Below are 24,369 nucleotides of genomic sequence, written 5' to 3' on the forward strand. Positions count from 1 at the left end.
TGACAATCCTTGTATCGTTATAACCGTTGAATGTGCTCATAGTACGTTTCCATTTGGGAGAAACTCATGCCGATTAGCGGGATGACAAGATACATAAAGATCAGCGCATACATCGGAGTAAAACCGATCATTCGCCCCCATGCGGCCTTCGTGTCGATCATCGCTTCATACTCCTGCTTGCGCTGCTCGAAACTGAATACCATTTCTCCATCGAGGTCATCAAAAACATCCTTGATCGGTACTTTATCTACCGCAAGCAGCAGCTTGTCCACCAGCCGCTGAAATTCAGGAAACCAGACGTCTTCCTTCAGCTCCAGCAATGCCAACTGTGCGCCATGTTCGTAATGAAGCAAGCTTTTTTGAATGGGAATCTTAAAAATAACTGCAAACCGATTTAACCATTCTAAGATGGCCTCAACCGAGATACGCTCCATTCCGCGCAGTATGGATATGACTGTCTGAAACTGATAAATTTCATGCCGCATTTCCATATTGCGTACTTTCCGGTGAAAATGCAGCAGCCATAATGGCGCCGCATATGCAGTCACACCTGCCAGAAAGGATAGGAGCAACTCCCACCATTTCAAATACTCGCTATCATAGCGCTGCAGTTTGGTCATAATTCGATCAGTTGTGATCTCAACTTGTTCCTTGGTCAATGGAGTAGGTTCTGTCTCATTAATCATCTGCTTGACCTGATCATCGGTTACATCCGGCGACATATGCAATTGTTCCATAAGCAGCCGATCGCGCTCAACCGTTTCCTCTGCCTGCTGACGCTCGATCTCATTCATCTGGCCGAACAGAGAAGGGTTCAAGGAAACGGGGGCATACAGCAGATGATGTTTAGCCTGCACATGCAGGCCTATTGCCAGCGATAACGACAGGAACAAAGCCAGGAAAAAGAACGTCATTCTTCTGATATAGAGCCATTCGAACTTGATTCGCGCGTTGCTTTCCTTTAGTAACCGCACCTGCCTGTCATATTTCACCGTACCAGGTGTTGGAGCCATCACCTTCACAAGCCAGCGTATCATAGGAATCCGGTACATCCTTTCTTCCAAGGTCATCTTCTGAACCTCTGCGCGGTAGTCCGTTTCCCGATTTTGCTGAAGCTTCTGAAGCAGGATGTAAGAAATGAGAATAATAACATAAATCGATATCTTGGTCATAAAACCGAGCTTGCTCATATAAAACTCGTCCATCGACGGAAAACTGCTTCTGGCCCAGCGTTCAATCGGTTTGGTGAAAAAGACCGGAGCCAACGCAATCACATTCAAGCCCTTCATTAAATAATCCAGCTTGTCTCTGCGCAATATTTCCAATTGGATCTCCTTGGTCAATCCGCTTAGTCCATGCAGATAGATGGAGCCCTGTTTTCTCGCATGATCGCCAAACTCCATGACAAGATGTGAAATGCCCGCAAACGCTTTAAGATATCGGTTCGGCGCTACCTCATAATACCTCTCCAGCTCGTCATCAGGATCGTTTGATACCAAGGCATTGTAGATCCGATGAGCATGCATAGAGATTTCATGTCCTGAAGTCTCAGCCCCTTCGTACAAAGCTTCCTCTACCATTCCATGCTGCTGATAGTGATGGCGGACCGAGGAGAACAATTCTACCGATTGGATAAGGATTCTTCGTTCCAGTCGGTTAATGAACATCTCAACGAGCATATTGTTAATAACCACTGCTGCGAGAATAACAATGACAATAAACCCCGGGTCCGGATGACTCCATATAAGGAGCATGGCGGTAAAACCGATCGTGCCGGTAATCGCGAAGGCTAATCTCACTGTTTCAAACCGGAGTGATATTTCGTCGTAGGGATGCAAGATCGTGATTCGCTGTCTGATCCGTTTAAGATAGGCCTGGATTATCGGGAGCTTCATCCCATACATATAGGCCAATTGAAACCATTGCCGGTACATCCCGCGCAGTGATCTTACCTCGCCCGCGCCCACCTTTACGGCCGTTTCCTCACGATACCCTCGTCTTCTGCTCATGCACGACACGATACCGAACGTGATGGAAAACAGCGCCAGGGATATGATTAAAATCAGTATCAACACATCTTTAGAGGTCACTTTGATTCCCCCACCCTGAAGCCAGAAACATTCTGAATTCTTCGGCATCTTCCGGATGCATCTGCTCCGTCATTTCGCGAACACTGCATTCGGATAACTTGGCGGCAGCGATATAGGTCCCGTCCCGATATTCAATCACATTACGGGATTCGAAATAACTTACCTCGTTCAATCTCCGCATATGTTCTGCACTTAACTGAAAATACTGCTCCATGCTGCTCTTCCAGCTGTTTTCTGAAGTTCCCTCGAATGGTGGCAGGGATCCCTTCTCAACCGGGATGCACTCCGTAATACGCTCTATGTAACGGTTACCGTAAGCGTCTCTTCTTAGATGTATATCAAAGTTGATCACGCTGACCACCTGCTGCTCAGCAATATGCTCTTGCCTGAAAACGCCGCTCTTGAGCAGGGAGTTGCGCAAGGATTGTACAAGGTCTTTGAATGTCTTGGCATGATGGGTAAACACGGTAAACAAACTTGCCACTTGAGACATCTGTATCATCCATGACGCTACCTCGTCGCTGGCAACCTCACCAAGAATATTAACTGTACCGTCCGTCTTCTTCTGCAGATCCAGACCGGCCTGCCCACTAATATGCTCGGTTTCCCTGAAGCTGAGAATGTTCCTGCGGCTATAGATTTTCCTTAAATGCAGCTCAAAGGCCATCTCCTGAACCCGAAGGGTATAAGACGCATAAATATGACCAACCATCGCCATGAGCAGGGTTGTTTTTCCGGAACCCTGAGCACCGGTGATTGCCGTAATCCGGCTGCCTTTCATTAAATACCTCAACAAACCGATTACCAATTCCGAGCCGTTTCCCGTAATTAACTGATCAAGCGAAGCCTTGGGCAGATCAAACTTGCGAACAAAGAACGCCCAGGACTCGGCAAATGGTGGCCGGACCACAACGACCCTGGAGCCATCCTTCATCTCATTCACTTTATAACCGCTAGCTTCTGAAAGCTGCCCGGGATGATTGTACTTGTATATGTTTTGACATACCCTCTTCAATTCCAGCATCGAACCAAACGATAAAAAAGCTAGATGCAGCGACACCCCTCGATAAAAAATCCATACACTCTCACAGCCTGTCGCTGGCGATTCGGGATGCGAAAAACTTAGCCCCAAGAACACATCCTGGGTGTGAAAGATATCCTGTCTGCTGTCACTGTTGACAGGAATGCCACTAACCCCGCCACTGATCCCGTCGATCCGTTGATCCCTGATTTCATCCACAACGGAAAAGCCTTTGTACTGCTGATAAATGCGCTGGACGACGATGTCAAGCTTCTCCTGAAACAAGAGCGGACGCTGCTCTGACTCATAGATATATGCGATGTCCTCCGCGGTAACCGCATACACGCTGCCCTCTCCGTAACCAGGTATCACGCGCGGACCTGCAAGATCGTAGGTTTCAAGAAGTACGGATAAAGCATCCTCCCCATGCCTCTGCTTATACAGGTATAATATGATCTCGAATTGATCCTGGGCTGTTAACTCGGTCAGGTTTTCGAACGGAATGGCTGCATGAATGTTGGACTCGTTCAAACCCAGATCTCGGACCAGCAGCTGTTTTAAAAAGTCCTTTACATAGGCTTTATCCAGCACATCTCCGGATACGCAGCCCTTGAGAGCACTTCGCAATTCACTTCGCTTGTTCAGCCTTCGGCGATACTCCTCCTCGTGTAGCCCTAAATCAGATAACTGGCTGTGCGTCAGCTGATGAAGACTATCTTTAACAAACGCAGTCATTGCTTCTAGCGAATATGGGTCGGATCTCCGTGAAATCGTAGCCGCCGGCTTTCGGGTATCCAAATAACGCAGATATACAAACAGCAATCCAAACAAAATCATGACGATGATCCATATCGTATTCAAGGAATTACCCAAGAGCATGCAGGCCTCCCGCTTTCGAACCGCCGGAAGGAAGACCAAGGTGTTCAGCCGCGGCATCCGCCAGATTACGAACAGCATCATATAGTGGGCTCATGCGTTTGAGGTCAGCGCCTCCTCGACTTCGCTGCATGTAGGGCATAACTGAGCGCATATTCCATGCATCCGTCATACCGGAACAATACGGGACACCAAGTACCATCGCTTTGATGCCAAATCGGCGCTTGATATTTTGCAGTGTACAATGGCTCTCCCAGTCATATTTGCCGACGATGTACAAGCATTCCTTGTCCTTCACTTCAGGGGGCAGCTTCACCTGGTTAAGCTCACTCTCCAGGACATGCATATTCTGATTCAATCCAACCACGATTAAGTCTGCCGCTCGAAGTATCGCACAATCTGCCGCTCCAGGGGCTCCATTGCCTGCATCGGCTATCGTGACGTCGTAACTTCGCTTGGAGGACTCCATAACTCTGGTCATAAGTTCAGCCTGTTTCCCGTCCCCCCCACTTCTTGCGGCATGTATATCATCGGCGGACATGCGTTTCGGTCCACATAAAAGATCGAGCCGATCAGACAGGAGCGGCAAGGTATAATTACGTACATTCTCCGGGTTCAGTCTCCCGCTTGTACTAAGCCGTTCCATGGCATCCATTCCGGTATCTTGAAAAGCCGTCATATAATCTAATGATTCCTGCTTATAGGTAAAGGCTTGTTCTACTCGTTCCCCAGCATGTCCACCATGGGCGAGCAGCACTTTGACCTGATATTCGAACGCCAATACGATAGGTAAACTCGAGGCTAACATCGTACTGCCGCTGCCGCTCTTCAAGGGACTCCATACAGCAATCAGACTCATGCATGCCTCCTTCCTGCTTGCCGAAGTGCCCGGCGAATATGCCGTTGCTCCATTTCCGTTAACCTGCGGAGAAGTTCGGTAAGCGATCGTTTATACTGTCTGGACAATGGCTTGATGCCCAGTCTTCCCGCATGTTCATTTTTTATTTTCAAAGCGAAAAACAATTCATCCCATGGCATTTTTACGGGCGGACCCAGCCACTGAATCCGGTTGTCTTCCAGATAGCCTTCAATGTAGGTTTCATCCATCAAATCTTCAATGACCTGAACATATACCCGATGGAAAGGCGGCAGCGGATCATCAGTTCTTGCGGCTCTCAGTTCATCAAGCAAGGCCGTGCTCTTACGCAGTCCTGTTACCTCGAATCCGCTAACCCAAACATGGGCATCTGCTGTATCCCACTGCATCTTGTCCAGAAATTCCGACTTCTCCACGTCCATGATGATATAGTCATACTTCTTCTCCTCTGTTTCTTCCAGATAGTCCATCAGCGACGTATAGTTCTCAAATCCGGTTGCCACGTCGAATCCGGCAAACTCCATAACCGGCAGCTGCGGATGTATCACGCCTATGCAATGTTTGTACTTCGCATCCATCGCACCATCCACAAGCAGTACCCGGTTGTCTCCATTAGCTAATATTTTGCACATGTAGAGGAGCATGTCGCTCTTATCACAGATGCCTGTAAATATCCACGTCTTCATTTTGATTTCACTCCTTCACTTACCATCTGTTCTTCGGGCTTTGCCTTGTATTTACTAAGGACTTGAGAATATCAAATCCGCTTCTTGTGATTCCTTATCACTGCTCGCCTCGGAATCTGCCGGACCGGTTGACCCCAAAATCTGCTCCGCTTCTGAATCCTGCTCTTCGCGGAGCGGAGGAGTCTCTGAACTTGCCTCATCCTCTTGACGGATGTCAGCGGTATTCCAATTCGTATTATTTGAAGAATTCGCTTGGGAGCTTATATGGGATGCCAGGCTCCATGAATCCGGACTCCTTGCACCGCCAGCAAAGAAAGAGTTATGATGCATGTCGGATACCTGGGCCTGCTGATTCGGCTGCTGATTCGGCTGAAGCTTGCTTAAATCCTCTTCCAGCGTGCTTCGCAGAGTGACCTCCAAAAACTTCTCGGCTTTCTTCACAATATTCGGGTTGCTTGCAATCAGCTTCGTTACTTCAGCGTTCGGAGGATAGTTAGGAATCGCTCTCTCTTGCAGCTCCGGCTCTACATAGGTAAGTGCATAGAGCGTTGCATCATGCAGATAAGCATCCACCAAAGCGCTGGAAAGCAATAAAATCTCCTGTTCGCTTAACGTTGTCCAGAACGCTGGATGCTGAAGCCTGTCGATCTTCTTCTTGGATAAAATGATGTAATCCTGTCCGGTAGGAAACTGGACCCTCACATCGATAACGTCCCCTTGGCGTAAATTGCTTGGCAGATATACGGACTTCATCTCCCGATGACGAAGATCGGACGGAGTCGGCTCTTCTTCAAAGAGCATGGAGCGAGTTATCGGTGTTCCCTGCAGCAGCTCGATCTTGGCTCCCTTCCCTGCAATCTCTTCCTTGACCGAGAACAGATTCCCGGCAGAACCATCATCAGGCAAACGCACTTCCTTGATATCCTTTGCATCTATGAAATGACCGGGCGGAATATCTTTTAACGGAACCCATGCAACCTTCATTGAATTGAGCTGCTGAAGCTGCGTCTCTTCAAGCTCCGTGATTCGCTGCTCGTATTTAGTACGCTCCATACTCTGCTGCTCTTTATAGCCGTGCACATAATACATCATTGCGCCGGCACATACGGCACCTGTCACAGCTGCGCCGGCAAGTCCGGCAAATATCTGTTTGCGGCTACGCCTCCTGATAATCGGCATTGCTTCATCTCCTTCAGTTCATATGCAGTTAATTCTTTAGAAACCTGAATCTTCGCTTCCTTTCTGCCGGCGGCAAGTAGTCCTGAAATAACTGTGCAAAAGCCTCACGGCTGCTGTCCGGCACTTCAAAAGGGTCCAATTGCAGGGGCAATGAATGAACTTTATTCGTCCCTAGCGTTCTTCTCATCTCTTGAACCGTTTCTTCGCCTGCAAGAGGCAGTGCATAGATCCTGGCCGGCTGTGGATGTCTTGACAGCATCCGGGCCAGCGTCACCACATCATGCTGTCGCCACTCCGCTCCTGATCCGATAACGATAGGAAGATCGGCCCGAAGGAACTCCTCAAGCCGTTCGCTGTCCCGGTATGCTCCCAAATCCAACACAACCGCATCGTAACTGCCCCCGAGCAGCGAGATCACTTCCGTTCTGGCTGTTTGCCGCCAAAAGTGAATCCCGTTAATTTCGAACTTTCGGATAGACCCCAGCTTCCCGCCCTCGGCAATCTCCTGAATCCGGGTAAAAGCGGTGGATTTTGCGCTCATCTCTACGATCGCTACCTTCCCGTACCTTGAAGCCAAGTAATGCCCAAATGCGATGCAGCTGTGCGTTGTTCCTACACCGGACGATGCCCCCAATACGGCCGCCACAAGCGTCCCGGCCAGCGTGTTGGACTGAACACCCGATAAATTTGCCGTTATCGGCTGCTGCCTGCTAAGCGCTGAACGAACGTCCAAGGCGGATTGATATCGGTGCTCCGGAGCATACTGCAGCAGCTTTCGGATAACGGGCACAAGCTCTCTAGGTAAATCGCCACGAATATGCCGCTCCACGCCCGTTATCCATTCACTGAATTTGCCGCCGGTTGAGAGATAAAGCAGAAGCGCTCCAAGCCCATACAGGTCCGATCTTGCATCACTTTGCCTACCTCCATACTGCTCCGGCGCTGCAAATCCAACCGTGCCTAGCTTGACCGTATCCTCGCCGCTCTCCTGTTTATAACTTCTCGCGATTCCAAAATCGATGAGTCTAACCTCCAGCTGATCGGTCAGCATAATATTCGATGGCTTTAAATCTCGGAATATAACCTGGGGTTCGTGGTTATGGAGATACTCCAGAACATCCAGCAATTGCTCGGTCAGTTCCATAATGAAGTCCGGATTTACATTTCCCCGATATCCCCGGAAGTACTTCTCCAATGTCATGCCCTGAATATAATCCATAACTAAATAGGTGTATCCGGTAGCCTGAGCATGAAAAAAATCGACAATGCGCGGCAGTCGCGGGTGACTGAGTTTAATCAGAAGCTGTGCCTCGTCCTGAACAGCGCGCTGCATCCCGGGTTCAGACAAACTCTCTTTCACTGCCCATTTCTTCCCGGGCAGCTTCAGATCCTCGGCTAGATAGACACAGCTCATCCCCCCTTCACCAATCACGCGGTCAATCACGTAACGCTCACCCAACACTTCCCCATGTACCAATCTGCAAGGCTGATTCATGTCAACGCCCTCTCCTCTGACTTACAAGCACAACAAAAAAGGAAAGCACTCCGCCACATCACTGAATCGTGATGAAGAGCGGGATGCTTTCCCTGTTGTTGTCGTTGGTTAATTTTGGAATCATTATAGAACATGATACATTCACTTGTAAAGACTTTTTTAATACTTAATCATATATAGCGTAATCTCGTCCCGATTATGGAACAGCTGCTTCGCTCCCTGAATCTGCATTCTGGACGCTTCAAACACCGACATGATTTCTTTCACCAGCGCCATCGGTTTCTTAGTCAGCAGCTTTACCGTGATGACAGCCGTGCCGCCCGTCTGAAGACTGTACAGAAGCCCGGTCACCATTCTGGCCATCAGTTTGGGGCTCCAGCTCATGTCGCATACCAGCAGATCGAATTCATGCTCTCTAAACGACACGTCCGCCGCATTCTTATGGACGACACGAAGGTTCTTATGCCCATCCAGTGATGGATGCATTTTAGCCGGATCAACTGCCGTAACTTGCAGGCCGCGCTCTAATAGAAAGGATGTCCATCCGCCAGGCGCTGCTCCGATATCGACAGCCTTGCGGAAGGAATCAAACGGAATCCCGAACTGCTTCTCCGCCTCAAGGAGCTTGAATTTGGCTCTTGAGATTTGTCCCTCTTCCCGTTGAAAGCGGACGGCGCCTCCGTTCCAATCCGACAGGTTGTCCTCCGGCCGCGACACGCCAACGTACCAGACGCCGTCAGCAGCGAATAGTGAAATAATCCATTCCGGTGCCTGGACCGTGTATTCAAGTTCCATTGCAGCCAAGCGATGCTGTAATTCATCCCGAAGCGCAGCCGGGTTATCCTTCCACGAGCTGTTCTCGGTCTTGCGGATTTGGATGGACACGCGGCTCCGACCGATCTCCTCCCGCTTCATGACATGCTCAACGACCCCATGCAATGCTTCGACAGCGGTATCAGCTGTTATTTCCAGATGTACTGGAAACAGATGCCGCAGAAATATAGGCGGGGAAGACGCGATTAGCCGCCTAGCCTCATCTTCGGAACTGCCGAGTGTCGCCAAAAACACCTCGCCCGGCATCAACATCGTGCTCTTTACACTGCCAAACATCCGCCGCAGCTCTTCTTGGGCGTAAGGAGCAAAACCATGGTTTGCCGTACATACCCACTTGCTGTGGAAATCTCCGCGATTTTCATTCTGTTCCTCATGCTCTTGCATATCTTTTAATTCGTCCAAACGGATTAACCTCCAGAAATAACTTTGATCCAGGGACGTCCGCCATCCCATTCCAGCTGAGCGTCGATATCATAAGTTTGTTTGATAAGTTCATGGTTCAAAACTTCTTCTTTGCGTCCCGCGGCCGTCAACCGTCCGTCTTTAATAAGCGCCACATGAGTAAATAAAGGGACAATCTCCTCGATATGATGCGTGACGTACACGACCGTAATATTACGCTGCCTCAGCCGGTCAATCTCATGCAGCATCTTCTCCCTTTCATACAAATCCAGACCGGCGCACGGTTCATCCATAATCAGAATCTTTGGATCGGCCATGAGGGATCGTGCCAGCATCACCTTTTTCCGTTCACCCTGGGACAATATCCCGAGAGGCTGCTCCGCCAAATGGCCGAAATTCATTTCGTTCAGCAGGGTATAAGCTAGGTTTCTGGCCTCTTCCGGTATGTCCTGGTAGAAGCGCAGAAAGGCGTAAGCCCCTGTTGCCACAACCTCCCAGACCGGGTCGCTCAGCGTCAATTTCTCCAATAACGACTGGCTAATATAACCGATCGATTTGCGGACCTCCCGAACGTCACATTGACCGTATACATGGCCAAGAACCTCAACGCGCCCGCTGGAAGGAAACATATAGCCTGTCATCATTTCCAGCAGCGTCGTTTTGCCTGATCCGTTCCTGCCCAAGATAGCCCAGTTCTGTCCCGGCTTCATCTCAATACTAACATCATGCAGAATATGACGATTCCCTCTGACGAGCGACACGTGCTGTAGCGAAATCACGGCTTCACGCTCCTAATAAAACTTACGATATCCTGCACGGAACCCATCCGGTACAGCACCTCCGGCTCAGCGAGGGGGCTGGACTGGATGGCCAACAATGCAGGTACGCTGCGGATTTGATACCGTTCCACAATGCCCGGAAGAAAGTTCACATCGGCTTCGAGCAGCTGTACATCCGGCACCACATGTTCCACGATGTTGATCATCTTACGCGCAGCGGAACAAGTGCCGCATAATGGCGTATGTAAAAATACGATGACAGGATCCGCATTCGCATCCCGTTTCGTCAGACGCTCGTGCCATTCAAGCCTCTCCGTCAATTCACGCTGCGTAACCTCAATCATCTTGCACCCTGGGCAACTTCCCGCAGCACGGATTCGGGCATCGGTCCATTGTGGACCTTGACGCTTTTCGGCATGTGCTCATAGAGCAGCTCATACATTTTTCTTCGGCCTGACGGACTTGAGGTATGCAAATATATTTCCTTAGCCTGCAGGTTTTCGGCGATCATGGCTGTAACCACGTCTCCGCCGTTCATTTGGCCATGCCCCAGTTCAAAGTCAAGCGACAGAACGTCCACTTCGCATTCACGGAGCATCAGCAAACACTCTTCCCCGTTTCGAGCCAGCGCAAATCCCTTCGGATTGGGACGCCAGTCGTCTAAATACAGATGAATCATATTCCTCTCTCCCTTAATCAGGACCAGGACAGCACCTTGGCGATGTCTTCCCGATGCGTGCCGTCAGCCCCTTTTTCACTTTCCAGGACAAATGCTTTGCCCGCAAGTTCCGGTGCCAGAACCAGACGCTTCAGAGCTTCTGTGCCTATCATACCTTGTCCGATGCGGGCGTGGCGATCTTTTCTTGAGCCGGCCCCATATTTCGAATCGTTCAAATGAACGGCAACGGTAGATTCCCAATAAGCTAGCGACTTGCCCCTGGCAAGGAGCTCATCCGTATTCGAAATGTCCCATCCTCCGGCGGCAAACAAGTGGCAGGTATCCAGGCAAAAGCCTATTTTTTCCGGATAATCGGCAAGCTGTCTAACCTTCACGCTCTCTTCTAGCGTCATCCCCATGGACCCATGGTCGCCCGCCTGATTCTCGATCAGCAGCTTGGCCCTGCCCGTCCAAGAAGACAACACATCATTCATGCAGCGAATAATATTCTGATATCCTTCAAGAACATTCTGACTCTTGAGATGCCCAAAATGAACCACGATACCCAGCGATCCGCAAGCCTCCGCAATCATGAGATCGTTCTTTAGGGAATCTACGGTCAATTGGTAAAACGCTTCTCCCCGGGTTAAGCCAACCGCCATATTCGTCGGATACGGTGTGTGCGCGATCGAAACGAGTCCTTGTTCCTGACAAAACGTTGAGCATGCGGCGGCATTGCGGACGTCCGGCGTCTTCAAGTGAAGACTGCGTGGATTTTTCGGGAAATACTGATACGCGAGTGAACCGATGCCGGCTGCATGCTGAGCTGCTGCGAGAAATCCGCCGCGTGTGCTGACATGGCTTCCAATCCGGACTTTAGACTTCATGCTGACAGTTCGGACAAAAGAACACTTTGCGCGAGGTATGCTCCGCCTTCACGATCGGCGTGCCGCAGCGAACACAGGGCTCTCCTTCGCGATCATAAACTTTGCACTCGTCGTTATAAGCCCCCGTCAGGGTGTCCCCTTCCTGAAACGGCATTTCCATATATCCGCCGCCATCCGTTGCCTCGTGCATCACTTTAACGGTACTCTCGTATAACTGCTCTAAAGACTGCTCCGATAGATCCTGAATTTTGGACAGCGGGTGGATTTGGGCATCGAAGGCAATCTCATCCGCGTAACAGTTGCCGATTCCGGCGACAACCTGCTGATTGACCAGCGTTGTTTTTAAAGCGCCCCGCCGTTTTCCGATCAGTTCGACAAAGCGCGCTTTGGTCATTCGCCGATCCAGAAGTTCAGGTCCAAGCTCTTTAAGCGCATTTTCCGTTTCTCGGGCCGTTAGGAAGTGCAAGTAACCCAGACGCAGACCGATAAAATACAGCACCTGATCACCAAATGTGATCTCGACCTGGGTCGACCTTGAGGGACGCTCCTCATCCCTATGCCCTAAATACAAAATGCCGCCCAGCATGAGGTGAAGCAGCAATCTGCCTCCGTTATGCAGATGGAATATGAGATGCTTGCCTCGACGTTCCACAAAAATGACCTTGCTTCCCTTTAGCACGGAAGTAAAGTCTTCAACCGTCACATTTAGTGATTTTTCACGGTTCACGACGACATTCGTGATTGGCACATTCAAAATGCTCTGTGATAACAATCTTCGGTAATTTTCCATTTCCGGCAGTTCCGGCATGATTCATCTTCCCTTTCGTCAATCACAAAAGTTTATGTACACTCTCGATCATTATGAACACAGCAGATTTTTCACTTCGCTCAAATCCCGGCAGATAAAGTCCGGTGTAACCCCCGTGGCTTCCATATGCGCCTCCATATTGTGATCGGTCGTGATTCCGGTCATAACGAGCACCGTCTTACAGCCTGCATGCGCGCCAGCCGCGATGTCCGTACGTATATTATCTCCGATTACATAAGTTTCCTCCGGGGCCAGACCGAGGCGATCCGAAGCAAACTTCATTAAAATCGAGGACGGCTTTCCGATGACCGTCGGTTTCACTCCGGATGCGGCTTCGATCGCAGCACCCAGCGAACCTGCACCGGGCATCAAGCCGGTATCCGATGGAAGCTGCAAATCCGGATTGGTCAATATCGACACGGCTCCCTCCTGAATCCAGCGAACGGCACGTGTTAACTTCTCGTAATGGAACGAGCGGTCGATTCCTTGAATCACATAGTCAGGGGACTGCTCCACGATGTTCAGACCTGCAGACAAAAGCGCTTCACGGAGCCCCTCTTCTCCGAGCATCGCCACTTTGGCACCCGGCGACTTCTCAGCGATATATTTAGCTGCAGCCAGGGAGGAGGTGCATACTTCATCCGGTAAGGCAGGGATCCCCATCTCCATCAGATGCGCCGCAACCTGTTCGGGTGTCCTTGATGAATTATTCGTTACATACAGAAACGGAATCTGCAATTCCTTCAGCCGCTCGATGAGAAGGTCTGCCCCCTCAATTCGATGCCGGCCATGATACAACGTTCCATCCAGATCAATTAGTAATCCTTTGGGTTTTGGTTTTTCCATAAGTTGATAGCACCTTCTTTATTTCTTTCCTTCACGCCATAAATGATTCATCGGCTAAAGTATGAGCTTTCTCGGCATCGCCGTGATGTCAATCATCGCATATATCGGTATAAATATGTATAACCATGGTTCATACACTGCGCTGAAGTTTGCTTACGCTGAAACCCCAGTTAGTATTATTGTAAAGAAGGCTACTTCCGGTTGCAAGGTTCATGGCGAGTATCGCAGCCCGGCGGCAAATCAGTCGAAAGAGATCGAAGACTGTCCAAGCGTTAGTGATTATAAACCGGTTTGTCATTTCCTGCGCTTTCCCGGAAAATAATTCACTCCATCACTCGATATTTCCCTGTAAACAGCAGCTTTGTCCACTTATGATCTGCGCTGGATTGGGTACAATCCGAAATCCTCTGCCAGGCGTGTATTTTCAAAAATCTCCTGCGCTTCCTTGAGCAGCGGCTGCAAGTGTTCAATATCCTTATACCGGGAGCTGAAGTGGGTCAGGAACAGCGATCGTACTTCAGCCCGTTTGGCTGCTTCCGCTGCCTGTTTAGCCGTACTGTGATAGTATTCGTGCGCTAGTTCCGACAGATCCTCCATAAAAGTGGCTTCATGAACCAGAAGATCGGCACCTTTGGCCAGAGCCTCCACTCCAGGGCATGGCCTTGTATCCCCGAGAATCGTGACCACTCTCCCTTTTTTCGGTGTCAGGAGCACATCAGAGGCGTGAATCCATCGCCCGTCGCCGAGTTCCACGCTCTCCCCTCTTTTTAGCTTGCCATAAAGCGGCCCTGGCTTGAGTCCATAATCCGCCAACCGTTTCAGGTCCAGACTGCCGGGGAGATCCTTCTCCACGATACGGTAGCCATAACTCTCGGCCCTGTGATCCAGCTTTGCCGATTCCACGAGGAAGTTATCATCCTCAAACAATATGCCACCGGTGTGCTCAATAACCTCCATCGTATATGGGACACGTGATTGGCTGATGCTCAGCGTAGTTTCAATGAAAACCTTAATACCTGGGGGACCATATATCGTCAGGGGTGAAGTTACCCCTTGGGCACCTCGGCTGGATAGCAAACCTGGCAAACCGAATACATGATCACCGTGCATATGGGTAATGAATACCTTTTCAAGCTTGGACAGCTTGAGCGGGGACTTCAATATTTGATGCTGCGTGCCTTCTCCACAATCAAACAGCCACAGACTTCTTCGTTCTTCCAGCATACGCAGTGCAATCGAGGTCACGTTACGCTGCAGCGTAGGAACCCCCGCGTTTGTTCCTAAAAAATAGAGTTCCATCCCTCTTCTCCCCTTTCGGTTGTAAACCGGAGAAATCCCCCGAAACATTCGGAGGATTTCAAACCGGCTGTACCGGTATTCAAATGTTAAGCTTTATCCACGTTAAAATAATGAGCCTCCGGATGGCTGAACACCATGGCGGATACTGATGCCTCCGGTTCCATCATGAAACCTTCGGTAAGATGAACGCCGATATCTTCTGGCTGCATCAATTTAAATAACGGTTCCTGATCCTCCAGATCCGGACAGGCCGGATACCCGAAGGATACGCGAATGCCTTGGTATCTCGCACCCAAGCGCTGCTTCATCGTCATGTCAGCCGGATCGGGGTATCCCCACGTATCCCGCATCATATGGTGAATCCGCTCCGCCAGCCCTTCTGCCGTTTCCAGTGCGACGGATTGAAGCGCATGGGAGCGCAAATAGTCACCCTTATCCTTCCATTCCCCGGACAATTTTCCGACGCCATGTCCGGCAGTAACGACAAGGAATCCAACGTAATCCATTACCCCGCTGTCTACGGATTTCAGGAAATCCGCCAAGCACAGGTACGGCTCAACCTGCTGTCTTGGAAACGTAAAGGTATGCAATACTTTTGTTGTATCTTTCGGATCGTATATGAGAACATCATTTCCTCTCGACTGTGCCGGGAAGAAACGGTACATCGCATGCGCCTGTATGATCCCCGATTGAACGGCCTCTTCCAGAATACCATCAACGGTTTCCTTAAGCGATACCGCCTTCGGGTCATTGGCTTTCAGCAGCTGTTCCACTGAACCTTTCAGGCCTAAATGATGTCCCAACAGCATCTGCATGTTGATATAAGGCAGGATATGCGAAATCGGGTAATTCCGGAGCACATGCCGCTCCATATCCGGCGGTATATAGACGGGAGCATCGGTCGATATTTTGGAACGCAGTCCTTCAGACAGCTTCGGCATTACTTTTACTACCTGAGGTGCCGCGGCATCCGCTTCTTGCTCCGCCTTAATCTCTTCCGCCATTTGGGTCCGCAGCACCGGATCGCTCAGCTGGTTGGCCAATGCGAGCCCATCCATCGCGTCCTTCGCGTAGAGCACCATCCCGTCATACTCGGGGCGAATGCGCGTCTTCGTGAATTTCCGCGTCAGAGCGGCCCCGCCTACCATAATGGGAACGCTAATGCCCGCGTTTTTCAAATCCTGTGCGGTGGATACCATCTGCTGCGCTGATTTGACCAACAAACCAGACAACCCGATCGCATCAGGCTGCTCACGACGGTATGCCTCGATAATTTGCTCCGGTGGTACTTTTATACCCAAATTAATGATTTGATAACCATTGTTGGACAGGATGATCTCCACCAGGTTTTTACCGATATCATGCACGTCCCCTTTCACAGTGGCCAGCATGATTTTCCCTTTGACCGACGATTCGTTTTTCTCCATAAAGGATTCCAGATACGCCACGGAGGCTTTCATCACTTCGGCACTTTGAAGCACCTCAGCCACAATGAGTTCGTTGTTGTTAAACAAGCGTCCAACCTCGGTCATCCCGGCCATCAGCGGGCCATTAATGATCTCCAGCGCGCCGTATTTGGTTAATGCTTCATCTAAGTCCGGAATGAGGCCTTCCTTGGAACCTTCCACTACATAGGATGCAAGTCGCTCCTCGAGTGTCAGATTGGATACCTTCTCCTTCTTCTCTACCTTTTTATCCCGGAATGCCGCCACAAAAGCAGCCAACGTCTCATCGTTGGTGCGGTAAATCAAATCCTCTGCCAGTCGGCGCTCTTCTTCCGGGATTGAGGCATAACGCTCCAGCTTCTCGGTATTCACGATTGCGTAATCCAATCCCGCTTTGGTGCACTCGTACAGATACACGGAGTTCAAGACTTCGCGGCCCGCTTCCGGCAATCCAAAGGAAACGTTACTGATGCCGAGGATCGTATGCACTTTTGGCATGGCTTCTTTTATGATGCGGATGCCTTCAATCGTTTCCTTCGCTGATCCGATATATTGTTCGTCCCCCGTACCTACCGGGAATACAAGTGTGTCGAAAATAATGTCCTCAGGCGAAACGCCATATTTGTTCACCAACAGATCATAAGAACGCTGGGCTACCTTCAGCTTGTCGTCACGATGGATCGCCTGACCGGTCTCATCAATGGTTCCTACAACAACCGCGGCACCGTATTTATGCACCAACGGGATCACATGCTCAAACTTCTCTTCACCGTCTTCAAGGTTAATGGAGTTAATAATCGCCTTCCCTTGCGAATATTGCAGCGCCAGGTCAATAACGGCCGGATCGGTGGTATCAATCATGAGCGGCACTTTAACCTTTTTAACTACTAGCTCCAGAAACTTAATCATATCTTCCGATTCTTCACGATCCGGGTCCTGTACGCAAACATCAATGACATGTGCCCCATTCTTGACCTGTGCACGTGCGATCTCGGAGGCTTCCTCATATTTACCTTCTACAATTAATCGTTTAAACTTCCTGGAACCCAGAACATTCGTTCTCTCCCCCACCATATACGGTCGGTTTTCCTGCTCGATATAAACTGGCTCGATACCGGATAATGCCGGCAAATGTCCACCATCCAGCGGTCGTGGGGAGAAGCCATCCATCGTTTGTTTTAAAGCGCGAATATGGTCGGGTGTGGTCCCACAGCATCCGCCGGCGATGTTAAGCCAGCCTTTTTCAGCAAAAGCCCCCATCTTTTGAGCCAACGATTCAGGGGATTCGTGGTACTGCCCGTTCTCGTCTGGGAGACCTGCGTTAGGATAACAGCTAATGGCACTTCTCGACATTTCGGATAAGGAGCGAATATGGTCACGCATGAATTCCGGGCCCGTTGCACAGTTAAGGCCAATGGATACGGGATTCAGATGTTCCAAAGAAATGTAGAATGCCTCTATATTTTGTCCGGCCAGCGTCGTTCCCATCGGTTCAATCGTACCGGATATCATGATTGGAAGCGTGACGCCCGTTTTATCAAACGCTTGGCGAATCCCAATGCTCCCGGCTTTCACGTTTAATGTATCCTGCGATGTTTCGAGCAAAAGCGCATCAACCCCGCCTTCAATCAAGGCAACGGCTTGCTCCTCGTAGCTCTCGATCAATTCGGCAAAGGTCACACCGCCGGTAACCGATAGCGTCTTGGTTGTCGGACCCATCGCTCCTACCACATAGCGCGGGCTGTCCGGCGTGGAATATTTTTCAACCGCTGCACGGGCCAAATGAGCCGCTTTCAAGTTGATTTCCCGGGCAAGTTCAGGTATATCGTATTCAGCAAGCACAACCGAGGTTGCGCCAAACGTATTGGTTTCAATCAGGTCGGCACCTGCTTCAAGATATTGTTCATGTATTTTCTGAATGACATCCGGCCGATGAATGACCAGCATTTCATTACAGCCATCAAGGTCCGGACCGCCAAAATCTTCAGCTGAGAGGTCCTCCTGCTGGATCATCGTACCCATGGCACCATCAAGAATTAATATTCGTTCTTTAAGTACTTCTTGTAAGCTAGGCTTGTTCAACTCGTAAACCTCCCCCGAAAACGTTAAATCTTAGTGTATCAGAATATTTTTCAATAGAAAAGCTGAAATATTGCGCAGCAATGGGTACAAATCCACATTTTCAGATGACAAATGCTGTGAGGGGGGCTATAATACATATTAATCCAACGGGAGAAAGAGGGTTAAAGCTATGGCAGAGATTGTGATTCGCAACACGAACGAACGCATTACTGGAGAAGAAAATGTTCGGGAATTCCTGAATAACCAAGAGGTTGTTTACGAGCACTGGAATATGGAAAAACTCCCGGCAGCGCTTCAAGAAAATTTCAAGCTTAGTGATGACGATAAGAAGCGCATTTTGGACATCTTTGATGAAGAAATTCGCGACTTGGCTGCAAGACGCGGCTACAAAATTTGGGATGTCATCACACTTTCCGAGTCCACGCCCAATATAGAGGACCTGCTGAAAAAATTCGAAGAGGTTCACACCCACTCGGAAGACGAAATCCGTGCGATTGTCGGCGGTAAAGGAATCTTCATTATTAAGGGCTCCGACGATGTCGGTTACTTTAATGTAGAGCTTGAGCCAGGCGATGTCATTTCCGTACCGGAAAATACGCCTCACTTCTTCACATTGATGGAGAACAAGCAGATCATCGCAGTTCGTCTTTTCATTGAAGAGAACGGCTGGGTTGCTACACCGGTAGAAGATCCTCAGTTCCAATAAGCCTGAGGGCAGATTGAATAGGAAAATGGAATAAGGCAGCGCATCCATCCACTTGCGGATCATGCGCTGCCTTATGTATTAGCGAAACGTTACTCCGTTACCTTCAGTTCCTTTAGCGGCATAGAATGCTGTCCTCTCGCCGTGACATGTGAAACGATACGATAGGTTCCAGCCTCATCGAAGGTTTTCTCCATTTTGTAAACCCCGCCTTGATCATGCTTGACCGGGACCTTCGCCTGAACGCCTCCGCCTTCCAGCGTGACTTCAAATTCCACATCGTTCGCATCTTCCACCGGGCTGCCGGCTTGCGTCACCTTCGCTTCGATCAACACCTTCTCGCCAGCCTTAATGCTCTCCGGCGTCAGAGACAGCTCAACGATGATCGGTTCCGCCATCACATCATCTCCGGATTCCGCCTTGCTGTCATTACATGCAGCAAGCGCAACCGCCATCAGCACCATGGCTGCAATTAGGGCCATCTTTTTTCTGGTCATGCTCTACACCTCTTTTACAAAATAGGGCTATGTATGGTTCATTCACGTAATGGTCATTTCCAAACGACGTAAGTTTCCTAATCCATTATATCGCATAATTCTTTTACTTCTATCTCATGCAGCTTACAATTGTGTGACGTTTATCATAGCCAAGGGGCAAGGTTGAATTCAGATCGTATAACCAACAAAAAAACAGCCCATAACCGCTGAATCTGCTGTTAGGGCTGTTTCTATGTACGTTTAGCGTATCAATTATTCGGCCTAGCTCTTAATTGTATGGTCTATAAAGATGCCACGATGGCATGAAGCTCCGATAAATGTTTAATCTCAAACTTCGGTTGAATGGACGGATCATGAGGTCGGTTTACCCGATTGATCCAAACCGTATGCAGTCCAGCCGCATTTCCGCCTTTAATGTCTGTGGTCAGCTTATCTCCCACCATCACGGCCTGATCCGCCTCGACACCTAACAAGTCAAGTGCATGCTGGAAGATGGAAACATCCGGCTTCCCTTTGCCAAAATCACCGGAAATGATGATATGATCAAAGTAAGGAACCAGTTCCGGAACACCATCCAGCTTCTCCTGCTGCAGATCCGGACTTCCGTTCGTAAGAAGCAGCAGCTTCACATTCCCCTGCAATTCCTTCAAAACTTCAAACGTTTCTTCATATACGTATGGTCTTGTTCTGCGTTCAGCAGCGAATTGGGCAGCCAGCGTCTCGGCCAATCGTTCATTATCAACGCCCAGGCGCTGAAGTCCGCGTCGCCATGATTCCTTGCGGTATACGGGTGCCAGCTCCTGCAGCTTTCTGAATTCAGGCTGCGAACCAGCCGTAAAATTAGCCCACAAGCCTTCAAAAGGGTTAATTCCGATCATTTTGGTAAAAGCAAAGGTATCATATGATTCATATAATGCTCTCGCTTCTTCCCGTACTGCGGCCAAAAGTGATTGGGCATCTACGCCGGTCTCGTCCGCTCCGGCCTGGCATGTCACTTCAAACGCTTCCTCCACACTACGTTCATCCCACAATAACGTATCGTCCAAATCAAACAAAACCGCAGCTATCGGCATGTCTCTCCCACTCCTCATATATACACTGTGATCTATTCTATATGTTAATTATGCTCCACTGGAATTTGATGAGTCTTTGCGAACTCTTCCAATCTTTCGCCCATCGCTTTTGTATCATAAAGATTCATCATACGCGAGAATACCCAGTTGCCTGCTTTCCCCTTGCCTTGGATCACGACGGAACCCGAAGCCAATTTGATCTTCTCGATATCCGATACAGCCAAACGACGTTCCCGATTGAACTTCATCGTGGAAACGGAAGCACGCTCAATCTTCAAATAAGGTTTGCGTAGGAAAATCATGAGCGCTAACAGGATATACAAGCTGACACCAACCCAATTCAACACGTCATTGCTTCCGCCGGCTGCCTGGGATGTCGCCGTTCCGAGAAGCGCATACAAACCAGCCAGTGCAACGAGTACTAACGGAAGAACATACTTACGCCCCTTAAACACGTCATGCTTATCATTGACGGCAGAGCCTTGGTATGAGGTCAGTCCCTGCTTTTTACGCTGCTTGTTCAGCTGTGACATATTTTTGTTGACTTTTCTTTCCCATGATCGTGACATATAGTTCCCCCTGAACTCAATTTCAAAATATTACCAATCCATATATAAACTTGGGGTAACCGTATTCGATTCCACGAATAATCGGCACCCCAAGTATTATAATTCTATCCATCTATCTGGTCATGAATCCACTGTTGTAGATCCATGCGACAGTTGATCGACTAATGCTTTAATCGCGGGCCGCCTTTTTGTTCATTTTCATCAACCCATTCGATCGAATCCAGCTGTTGTCTAAAATTACTGCGAATATTATTAAGGTATATTTCCCGAAGCTCAGCCCGTTCTTTGAGCTCTTCCGGGGTCAATCCCTCACTCTTCTGTTTTCTTGCTAGTACATTGATGCGTTCAACCAAAGTATCGATGTCCATGACTTCTCCTCCAATTCCGATATCATGTATAACTTAAACATGTGAAAAAGAGCTTGTCAAGGCAACAGCACCCTTGCAAACTCTTATTAAGAACAAATATGAACATATGATGCCATAAATGGGTTCCTCTATGTTAAGAAATCAATAGTCGTCTATTATAAACACGCTTATACTGCGTGAAATCACTTCGTTAGGCAAGCTTAGAAATATAAAGCGAGAAGTAGGGACATATATAAGGAAAGGTTTGCTCTTAGCGTCGTCCAATTACCAGACCGGTAAAGACAACACCTCTCCGGCCTGTATATCCGGACCTTTCAATCCGTTAATTCTTCGGATGCTATCCAGATAGACTCTCGTATCCATATCTGCCGGTTTATGAAGGGAAGCAATTCGCCACAAACTATCACCATATTGAACAATAACCTGCTTCTCCCCAGTGGGCTTGTCCATCCCCCCGGCAAAAACGGAATATGCTCCTGTCCAAAATGAAGCTACGATCAAGAGGATGAATAAAAGCTTTATAAATGGAATGGATGCCATTCTGGACTTCAATTGATTGCTCCAAGTCTCCGAGGAATTCTTCGTTTGCACTGGAACGTTCTCATAAATGCTGCGGTATGTACTGTATTTCAACATGGAATCATCATCTCCCAAACAAGTGTTCTCTTATGGATTTATATTAACACGAACACCTGTTTGATTCAATACCCAAAAGAACATTTGTTCTATTTTTATTTAGAACTTATGTTTGTACGAACGGAAGTTCTATGTTATAATTTTCCCAAACGTTACTAAATGGGGTTGATACGGCATGTCGAAAATATCCAGCCGCCAGCTGGCGATCTTAGAGTTTATCCGCAACGAAGTTCGTAGCAAGGGTTACCCGCCTTCTGTCCGGGAAATCGGCGAGGCTGTCGGACTAGCCTCCAGTTCAACGGTCCATGGACATCTAGACCGTCTGGAGAAGAAAGGCCTCATTCGCCGTGACCCTACGAAACCAAGAGCCATCGAGCTCCTTGGCCAAGAAGAGTCCGATAGCGCGAACCTGTTTACCCACACCATTGCCAGAGTGCCTGTTGTCGGTAAAGTCACTGCAGGTGTTCCTATTACAGCCATGGAGAACATTGAAGATTATTTTCCGCTCCCGCAGCATTATGTAGGCGACGATAAGGTGTTCATGTTGTCGGTTGTCGGTGACAGTATGATCGAAGCTGGCATTCACAGCGGCGACTATGTCATTGTTCGCCAGCAGCAAACTGCAGACAATGGCGACATTGTTGTAGCGATGACCGAAGAAGACGAAGCAACGGTAAAGACCTTCTACAAGGAGAAGGATCATGTACGATTGCAACCGGAGAATCCTACCTACGAGCCACTGCGCCTCAACCATGTTACGATTCTCGGTAAAGTAATCGGACTCTTCAGGGACGTCCACTAATTTCATATATCTATGAATATAAGAGGTTACCTCCCTTAATTGGATGGTAACCTCTTTACTTGTTTTATTTAACTCGCAGGGGATTTCATTGTATTGCCTTGGACTAGTACCATAGCATTTTGCCTAAGATCCAGCCGATACGTTCGCGTGAGTTTAAAGTCTGAACCTTCTCCGCCAGGCCCCTCCGTGGACTCTAGAACAAGCTTATTATCTTTCACCATAGGAATCGTGCCTGGTCTGTAATAGGAAGTGTCGGATACCATCATTTCTTCCTGGAACCGGAGCTGCACTGCATGACCCGTTTCATGATCAACGGCGAATGCGTAGATTTCTATCCCATGGCAATCCTTATATTGCGGTGCAAGTATAAATACATCAGCATCCTGAAACGGCAAACGAATCATATCGACTGCTGCAGAGGTCGGTTGAATAAAAGTAATGTCCTCCAGCGTGGCGACTTCACCCGTAACGCCATGAGAAGGATATCGTACGCTGTAGTTTCCGGTAAACGACAGGTCGGTTTCGAGGCCGAAGCAGCTCGGTGCTCCCAATGTCGTTATTTTTTCCTTTTCTACAGCAACCACACTCAACCTTCCCCTATCTGTTACGCCTTGTGCTCGGATCGTCTCTTCCGTACCATGAGGTAAAGTCCCTGCTCTCTGTTGTTCCTCTCTGCCAAAAGGCAATTGAAAGGCAATTAAAATAGTCAGAAGCATTAATCCTCCAGCAAATCCAACTTGTAAGTGCTTCCGACGTTTAGGCTTGCTGTCGGTGAAAATCACGGACCTATGCACGTTTTTTTTCATTTCGGATGTGAACTTTTCATCTGAAAAGGGAGCGTTTTTAGCCCGGGAATACCATTCTGGTTTATCCTCATTCATCGCCATTCTCCTTCAACAGGTTCTGTACTTTTTTCCTTGCTCGATACAGTCTTGATTTTACGGTACCCGCTGCTAGGTTAAGGAACTCCGCAATCTGATTTATTGACATCTCATAGTAAAGATCCAGGATCAACACCTCCCTGAACTTCCTGGGTAAGGTCATAATCATGGCCCATATTTCATTGGTATACTGCCCATCCAAATACTCTACTTCCGCCGACCGGCTTGAGGCATCTGTGAGCAGCTTGTCCTTGAGGGTCACCTTCCGAAAGAAAAAAGTTTGTTTATATCGAAACGCGGTATGTCTTGTAATTGTAAGCAGCCACGTTTTTAGCGTCGCCCGACCGCGAAAGGTATGTATGCCAAAATAAGCTTTAATAAACACCTCTTGAGCAATATCGTCAGCCAGTGCTTGCTGTTTGGTCAGAAAATAAGCGTAATTCCAGATATCATTTCCGTATAAGTTCATGATTTTATCCAGTGTCTGTGTGTCCATCACCGTCATCTGCTTCAAGTATTCCAGCTCCAACCGATTCACCTCGTCTAATTAGAGTCATGGAAGTGAGCAAAGGTTCC

The 24,369-nt window shown here is 48.8% G+C and carries 24 protein-coding genes; 2 read left to right on the forward strand and 22 right to left on the reverse strand.

Annotation, left to right across the window (positions count from 1 at the left end; genetic code table 11):
• Window positions 1–17: 17 nt before the first annotated feature.
• From ACETK5_RS15885 to metH, 15 genes are all read right to left on the reverse strand, one after another.
• Window positions 18–2,090 carry a hypothetical protein gene (locus tag ACETK5_RS15885; protein ID WP_394056682.1) on the reverse strand — a complete coding sequence of 691 codons (2,073 nt, stop codon included), beginning with the start codon at window positions 2,088–2,090 and terminating at the stop codon, window positions 18–20.
• Complete coding sequence (locus ACETK5_RS15890; RefSeq protein ID WP_394057449.1) at window positions 2,080–3,990, reverse strand: ATPase, T2SS/T4P/T4SS family; 1,911 nt, start codon at window positions 3,988–3,990, stop codon at window positions 2,080–2,082. Before ACETK5_RS15890 ends, ACETK5_RS15885 begins: the two co-directional genes overlap by 11 nt.
• Entirely contained in the window at window positions 3,977–4,846 is an 870-nt protein-coding gene (locus ACETK5_RS15895; RefSeq protein WP_394056684.1) for a hypothetical protein, read from the reverse strand. Before ACETK5_RS15895 ends, ACETK5_RS15890 begins: the two co-directional genes overlap by 14 nt.
• On the reverse strand, window positions 4,843–5,550 hold the full coding sequence (locus tag ACETK5_RS15900; protein ID WP_394056686.1) for a hypothetical protein: 708 nt from the start codon (window positions 5,548–5,550) through the stop codon (window positions 4,843–4,845). The genes ACETK5_RS15895 and ACETK5_RS15900 overlap by 4 nt, the downstream gene beginning before the upstream one ends.
• 54 nt (window positions 5,551–5,604) lie before the next feature.
• On the reverse strand, window positions 5,605–6,729 hold the full coding sequence (locus ACETK5_RS15905; RefSeq protein WP_394056688.1) for an SAF domain-containing protein: 1,125 nt from the start codon (window positions 6,727–6,729) through the stop codon (window positions 5,605–5,607).
• A gap of 28 nt (window positions 6,730–6,757) precedes the next feature.
• Window positions 6,758–8,224: a serine/threonine protein kinase gene (locus ACETK5_RS15910; protein WP_100536470.1), complete on the reverse strand. Its 1,467-nt coding sequence runs from the start codon at window positions 8,222–8,224 to the stop codon at window positions 6,758–6,760.
• A 159-nt stretch (window positions 8,225–8,383) separates the two neighbouring features.
• A complete protein-coding gene (locus ACETK5_RS15915) occupies window positions 8,384–9,460 on the reverse strand; it encodes an SAM-dependent methyltransferase (protein WP_394056691.1) in 1,077 nt (358 codons plus the stop codon).
• Window positions 9,461–9,465: 5 nt separating this feature from the next.
• On the reverse strand, window positions 9,466–10,239 hold the full coding sequence (locus ACETK5_RS15920) for an ABC transporter ATP-binding protein (RefSeq protein WP_326112816.1): 774 nt from the start codon (window positions 10,237–10,239) through the stop codon (window positions 9,466–9,468).
• Window positions 10,236–10,583, reverse strand: a complete 348-nt coding sequence (locus tag ACETK5_RS15925) for a thioredoxin family protein (protein ID WP_394056693.1) — start codon at window positions 10,581–10,583, stop codon at window positions 10,236–10,238. The genes ACETK5_RS15920 and ACETK5_RS15925 overlap by 4 nt, the downstream gene beginning before the upstream one ends.
• Complete coding sequence (locus ACETK5_RS15930; RefSeq protein ID WP_100536466.1) at window positions 10,580–10,918, reverse strand: cyclic-phosphate processing receiver domain-containing protein; 339 nt, start codon at window positions 10,916–10,918, stop codon at window positions 10,580–10,582. Before ACETK5_RS15930 ends, ACETK5_RS15925 begins: the two co-directional genes overlap by 4 nt.
• Window positions 10,919–10,935: 17 nt before the next feature.
• Window positions 10,936–11,784 carry a deoxyribonuclease IV gene (locus tag ACETK5_RS15935; RefSeq protein ID WP_100536465.1) on the reverse strand — a complete coding sequence of 283 codons (849 nt, stop codon included), beginning with the start codon at window positions 11,782–11,784 and terminating at the stop codon, window positions 10,936–10,938.
• Window positions 11,774–12,592, reverse strand: a complete 819-nt coding sequence (gene mutM / locus ACETK5_RS15940; protein WP_100536464.1) for a DNA-formamidopyrimidine glycosylase — start codon at window positions 12,590–12,592, stop codon at window positions 11,774–11,776. The genes ACETK5_RS15935 and mutM overlap by 11 nt, the downstream gene beginning before the upstream one ends.
• 51 nt (window positions 12,593–12,643) lie before the next feature.
• Entirely contained in the window at window positions 12,644–13,438 is a 795-nt protein-coding gene (locus ACETK5_RS15945) for a TIGR01457 family HAD-type hydrolase (RefSeq protein WP_394056696.1), read from the reverse strand.
• A gap of 369 nt (window positions 13,439–13,807) precedes the next feature.
• Window positions 13,808–14,737, reverse strand: a complete 930-nt coding sequence (gene rnz / locus ACETK5_RS15950; RefSeq protein WP_394056698.1) for a ribonuclease Z — start codon at window positions 14,735–14,737, stop codon at window positions 13,808–13,810.
• Window positions 14,738–14,823: 86 nt separating this feature from the next.
• Window positions 14,824–18,264 carry a methionine synthase gene (gene metH / locus ACETK5_RS15955; protein WP_394056700.1) on the reverse strand — a complete coding sequence of 1,147 codons (3,441 nt, stop codon included), beginning with the start codon at window positions 18,262–18,264 and terminating at the stop codon, window positions 14,824–14,826.
• Between the two features lie 169 nt (window positions 18,265–18,433).
• Here metH and ACETK5_RS15960 point away from each other — a divergent pair, with 169 nt between their 5' ends.
• Window positions 18,434–18,970 (forward strand): cupin domain-containing protein, encoded by a 537-nt coding sequence (locus tag ACETK5_RS15960; protein ID WP_071218227.1) that lies wholly within the window; start codon window positions 18,434–18,436, stop codon window positions 18,968–18,970.
• 89 nt (window positions 18,971–19,059) lie between these two features.
• On the opposite strand, the gene ACETK5_RS15965 is transcribed toward ACETK5_RS15960, so the two are convergent.
• The 5 genes from ACETK5_RS15965 to ACETK5_RS15985 form a co-directional block, all read right to left on the reverse strand.
• Entirely contained in the window at window positions 19,060–19,464 is a 405-nt protein-coding gene (locus tag ACETK5_RS15965; protein WP_127590891.1) for a FixH family protein, read from the reverse strand.
• A 281-nt stretch (window positions 19,465–19,745) separates the two neighbouring features.
• Window positions 19,746–20,537: an HAD family hydrolase gene (locus tag ACETK5_RS15970; protein WP_326112823.1), complete on the reverse strand. Its 792-nt coding sequence runs from the start codon at window positions 20,535–20,537 to the stop codon at window positions 19,746–19,748.
• A 44-nt stretch (window positions 20,538–20,581) separates the two neighbouring features.
• Window positions 20,582–21,106, reverse strand: a complete 525-nt coding sequence (locus ACETK5_RS15975; RefSeq protein WP_071218230.1) for a hypothetical protein — start codon at window positions 21,104–21,106, stop codon at window positions 20,582–20,584.
• A 161-nt stretch (window positions 21,107–21,267) separates the two neighbouring features.
• Window positions 21,268–21,474 carry a DUF896 domain-containing protein gene (locus tag ACETK5_RS15980; RefSeq protein ID WP_394056704.1) on the reverse strand — a complete coding sequence of 69 codons (207 nt, stop codon included), beginning with the start codon at window positions 21,472–21,474 and terminating at the stop codon, window positions 21,268–21,270.
• A 264-nt stretch (window positions 21,475–21,738) separates the two neighbouring features.
• Complete coding sequence (locus tag ACETK5_RS15985; protein ID WP_100539319.1) at window positions 21,739–22,110, reverse strand: LysM peptidoglycan-binding domain-containing protein; 372 nt, start codon at window positions 22,108–22,110, stop codon at window positions 21,739–21,741.
• Between the two features lie 175 nt (window positions 22,111–22,285).
• Here ACETK5_RS15985 and lexA point away from each other — a divergent pair, with 175 nt between their 5' ends.
• Window positions 22,286–22,912 carry a transcriptional repressor LexA gene (gene lexA / locus ACETK5_RS15990; protein ID WP_006209658.1) on the forward strand — a complete coding sequence of 209 codons (627 nt, stop codon included), beginning with the start codon at window positions 22,286–22,288 and terminating at the stop codon, window positions 22,910–22,912.
• Between the two features lie 68 nt (window positions 22,913–22,980).
• Here the strand turns inward: lexA and ACETK5_RS15995 are convergent, their stop codons facing one another.
• On the reverse strand, window positions 22,981–23,793 hold the full coding sequence (locus tag ACETK5_RS15995; RefSeq protein ID WP_394056707.1) for a hypothetical protein: 813 nt from the start codon (window positions 23,791–23,793) through the stop codon (window positions 22,981–22,983).
• Window positions 23,786–24,331 carry an RNA polymerase sigma factor gene (locus tag ACETK5_RS16000; protein WP_243390623.1) on the reverse strand — a complete coding sequence of 182 codons (546 nt, stop codon included), beginning with the start codon at window positions 24,329–24,331 and terminating at the stop codon, window positions 23,786–23,788. Before ACETK5_RS16000 ends, ACETK5_RS15995 begins: the two co-directional genes overlap by 8 nt.
• Window positions 24,332–24,369: the final 38 nt, after the last annotated feature.

Source organism: Paenibacillus ilasis (assembly GCF_043195395.1).
GTDB lineage: Bacteria > Bacillota > Bacilli > Paenibacillales > Paenibacillaceae > Paenibacillus_AQ > Paenibacillus_AQ lautus.

What these genes read in the sequence shown, in the direction of transcription:
- mutM (WP_100536464.1), bottom strand. Translation starts at nt 12,592, where the DNA reads ATGCCGGAACTGCCGGAAATGGAAAATTACCGAAGATTGTTATCACAG.
- ACETK5_RS15900 (WP_394056686.1), bottom strand. Translation starts at nt 5,550, where the DNA reads ATGAAGACGTGGATATTTACAGGCATCTGTGATAAGAGCGACATGCTC.
- ACETK5_RS15945 (WP_394056696.1), bottom strand. Translation starts at nt 13,438, where the DNA reads ATGGAAAAACCAAAACCCAAAGGATTACTAATTGATCTGGATGGAACG.
- ACETK5_RS15985 (WP_100539319.1), bottom strand. Translation starts at nt 22,110, where the DNA reads ATGTTGAAATACAGTACATACCGCAGCATTTATGAGAACGTTCCAGTG.
- ACETK5_RS15890 (WP_394057449.1), bottom strand. Translation starts at nt 3,990, where the DNA reads ATGCTCTTGGGTAATTCCTTGAATACGATATGGATCATCGTCATGATT.
- ACETK5_RS15965 (WP_127590891.1), bottom strand. Translation starts at nt 19,464, where the DNA reads ATGACCAGAAAAAAGATGGCCCTAATTGCAGCCATGGTGCTGATGGCG.
- ACETK5_RS15995 (WP_394056707.1), bottom strand. Translation starts at nt 23,793, where the DNA reads ATGAATGAGGATAAACCAGAATGGTATTCCCGGGCTAAAAACGCTCCC.
- ACETK5_RS15910 (WP_100536470.1), bottom strand. Translation starts at nt 8,224, where the DNA reads ATGAATCAGCCTTGCAGATTGGTACATGGGGAAGTGTTGGGTGAGCGT.
- ACETK5_RS15925 (WP_394056693.1), bottom strand. Translation starts at nt 10,583, where the DNA reads ATGATTGAGGTTACGCAGCGTGAATTGACGGAGAGGCTTGAATGGCAC.
- ACETK5_RS15930 (WP_100536466.1), bottom strand. Translation starts at nt 10,918, where the DNA reads ATGATTCATCTGTATTTAGACGACTGGCGTCCCAATCCGAAGGGATTT.
- ACETK5_RS15935 (WP_100536465.1), bottom strand. Translation starts at nt 11,784, where the DNA reads ATGAAGTCTAAAGTCCGGATTGGAAGCCATGTCAGCACACGCGGCGGA.
- ACETK5_RS15975 (WP_071218230.1), bottom strand. Translation starts at nt 21,106, where the DNA reads ATGTCACGATCATGGGAAAGAAAAGTCAACAAAAATATGTCACAGCTG.
- ACETK5_RS15960 (WP_071218227.1), top strand. Translation starts at nt 18,434, where the DNA reads ATGGCAGAGATTGTGATTCGCAACACGAACGAACGCATTACTGGAGAA.
- ACETK5_RS15895 (WP_394056684.1), bottom strand. Translation starts at nt 4,846, where the DNA reads ATGAGTCTGATTGCTGTATGGAGTCCCTTGAAGAGCGGCAGCGGCAGT.
- rnz (WP_394056698.1), bottom strand. Translation starts at nt 14,737, where the DNA reads ATGGAACTCTATTTTTTAGGAACAAACGCGGGGGTTCCTACGCTGCAG.
- ACETK5_RS15980 (WP_394056704.1), bottom strand. Translation starts at nt 21,474, where the DNA reads ATGGACATCGATACTTTGGTTGAACGCATCAATGTACTAGCAAGAAAA.
- ACETK5_RS15970 (WP_326112823.1), bottom strand. Translation starts at nt 20,537, where the DNA reads ATGCCGATAGCTGCGGTTTTGTTTGATTTGGACGATACGTTATTGTGG.
- ACETK5_RS15905 (WP_394056688.1), bottom strand. Translation starts at nt 6,729, where the DNA reads ATGCCGATTATCAGGAGGCGTAGCCGCAAACAGATATTTGCCGGACTT.
- lexA (WP_006209658.1), top strand. Translation starts at nt 22,286, where the DNA reads ATGTCGAAAATATCCAGCCGCCAGCTGGCGATCTTAGAGTTTATCCGC.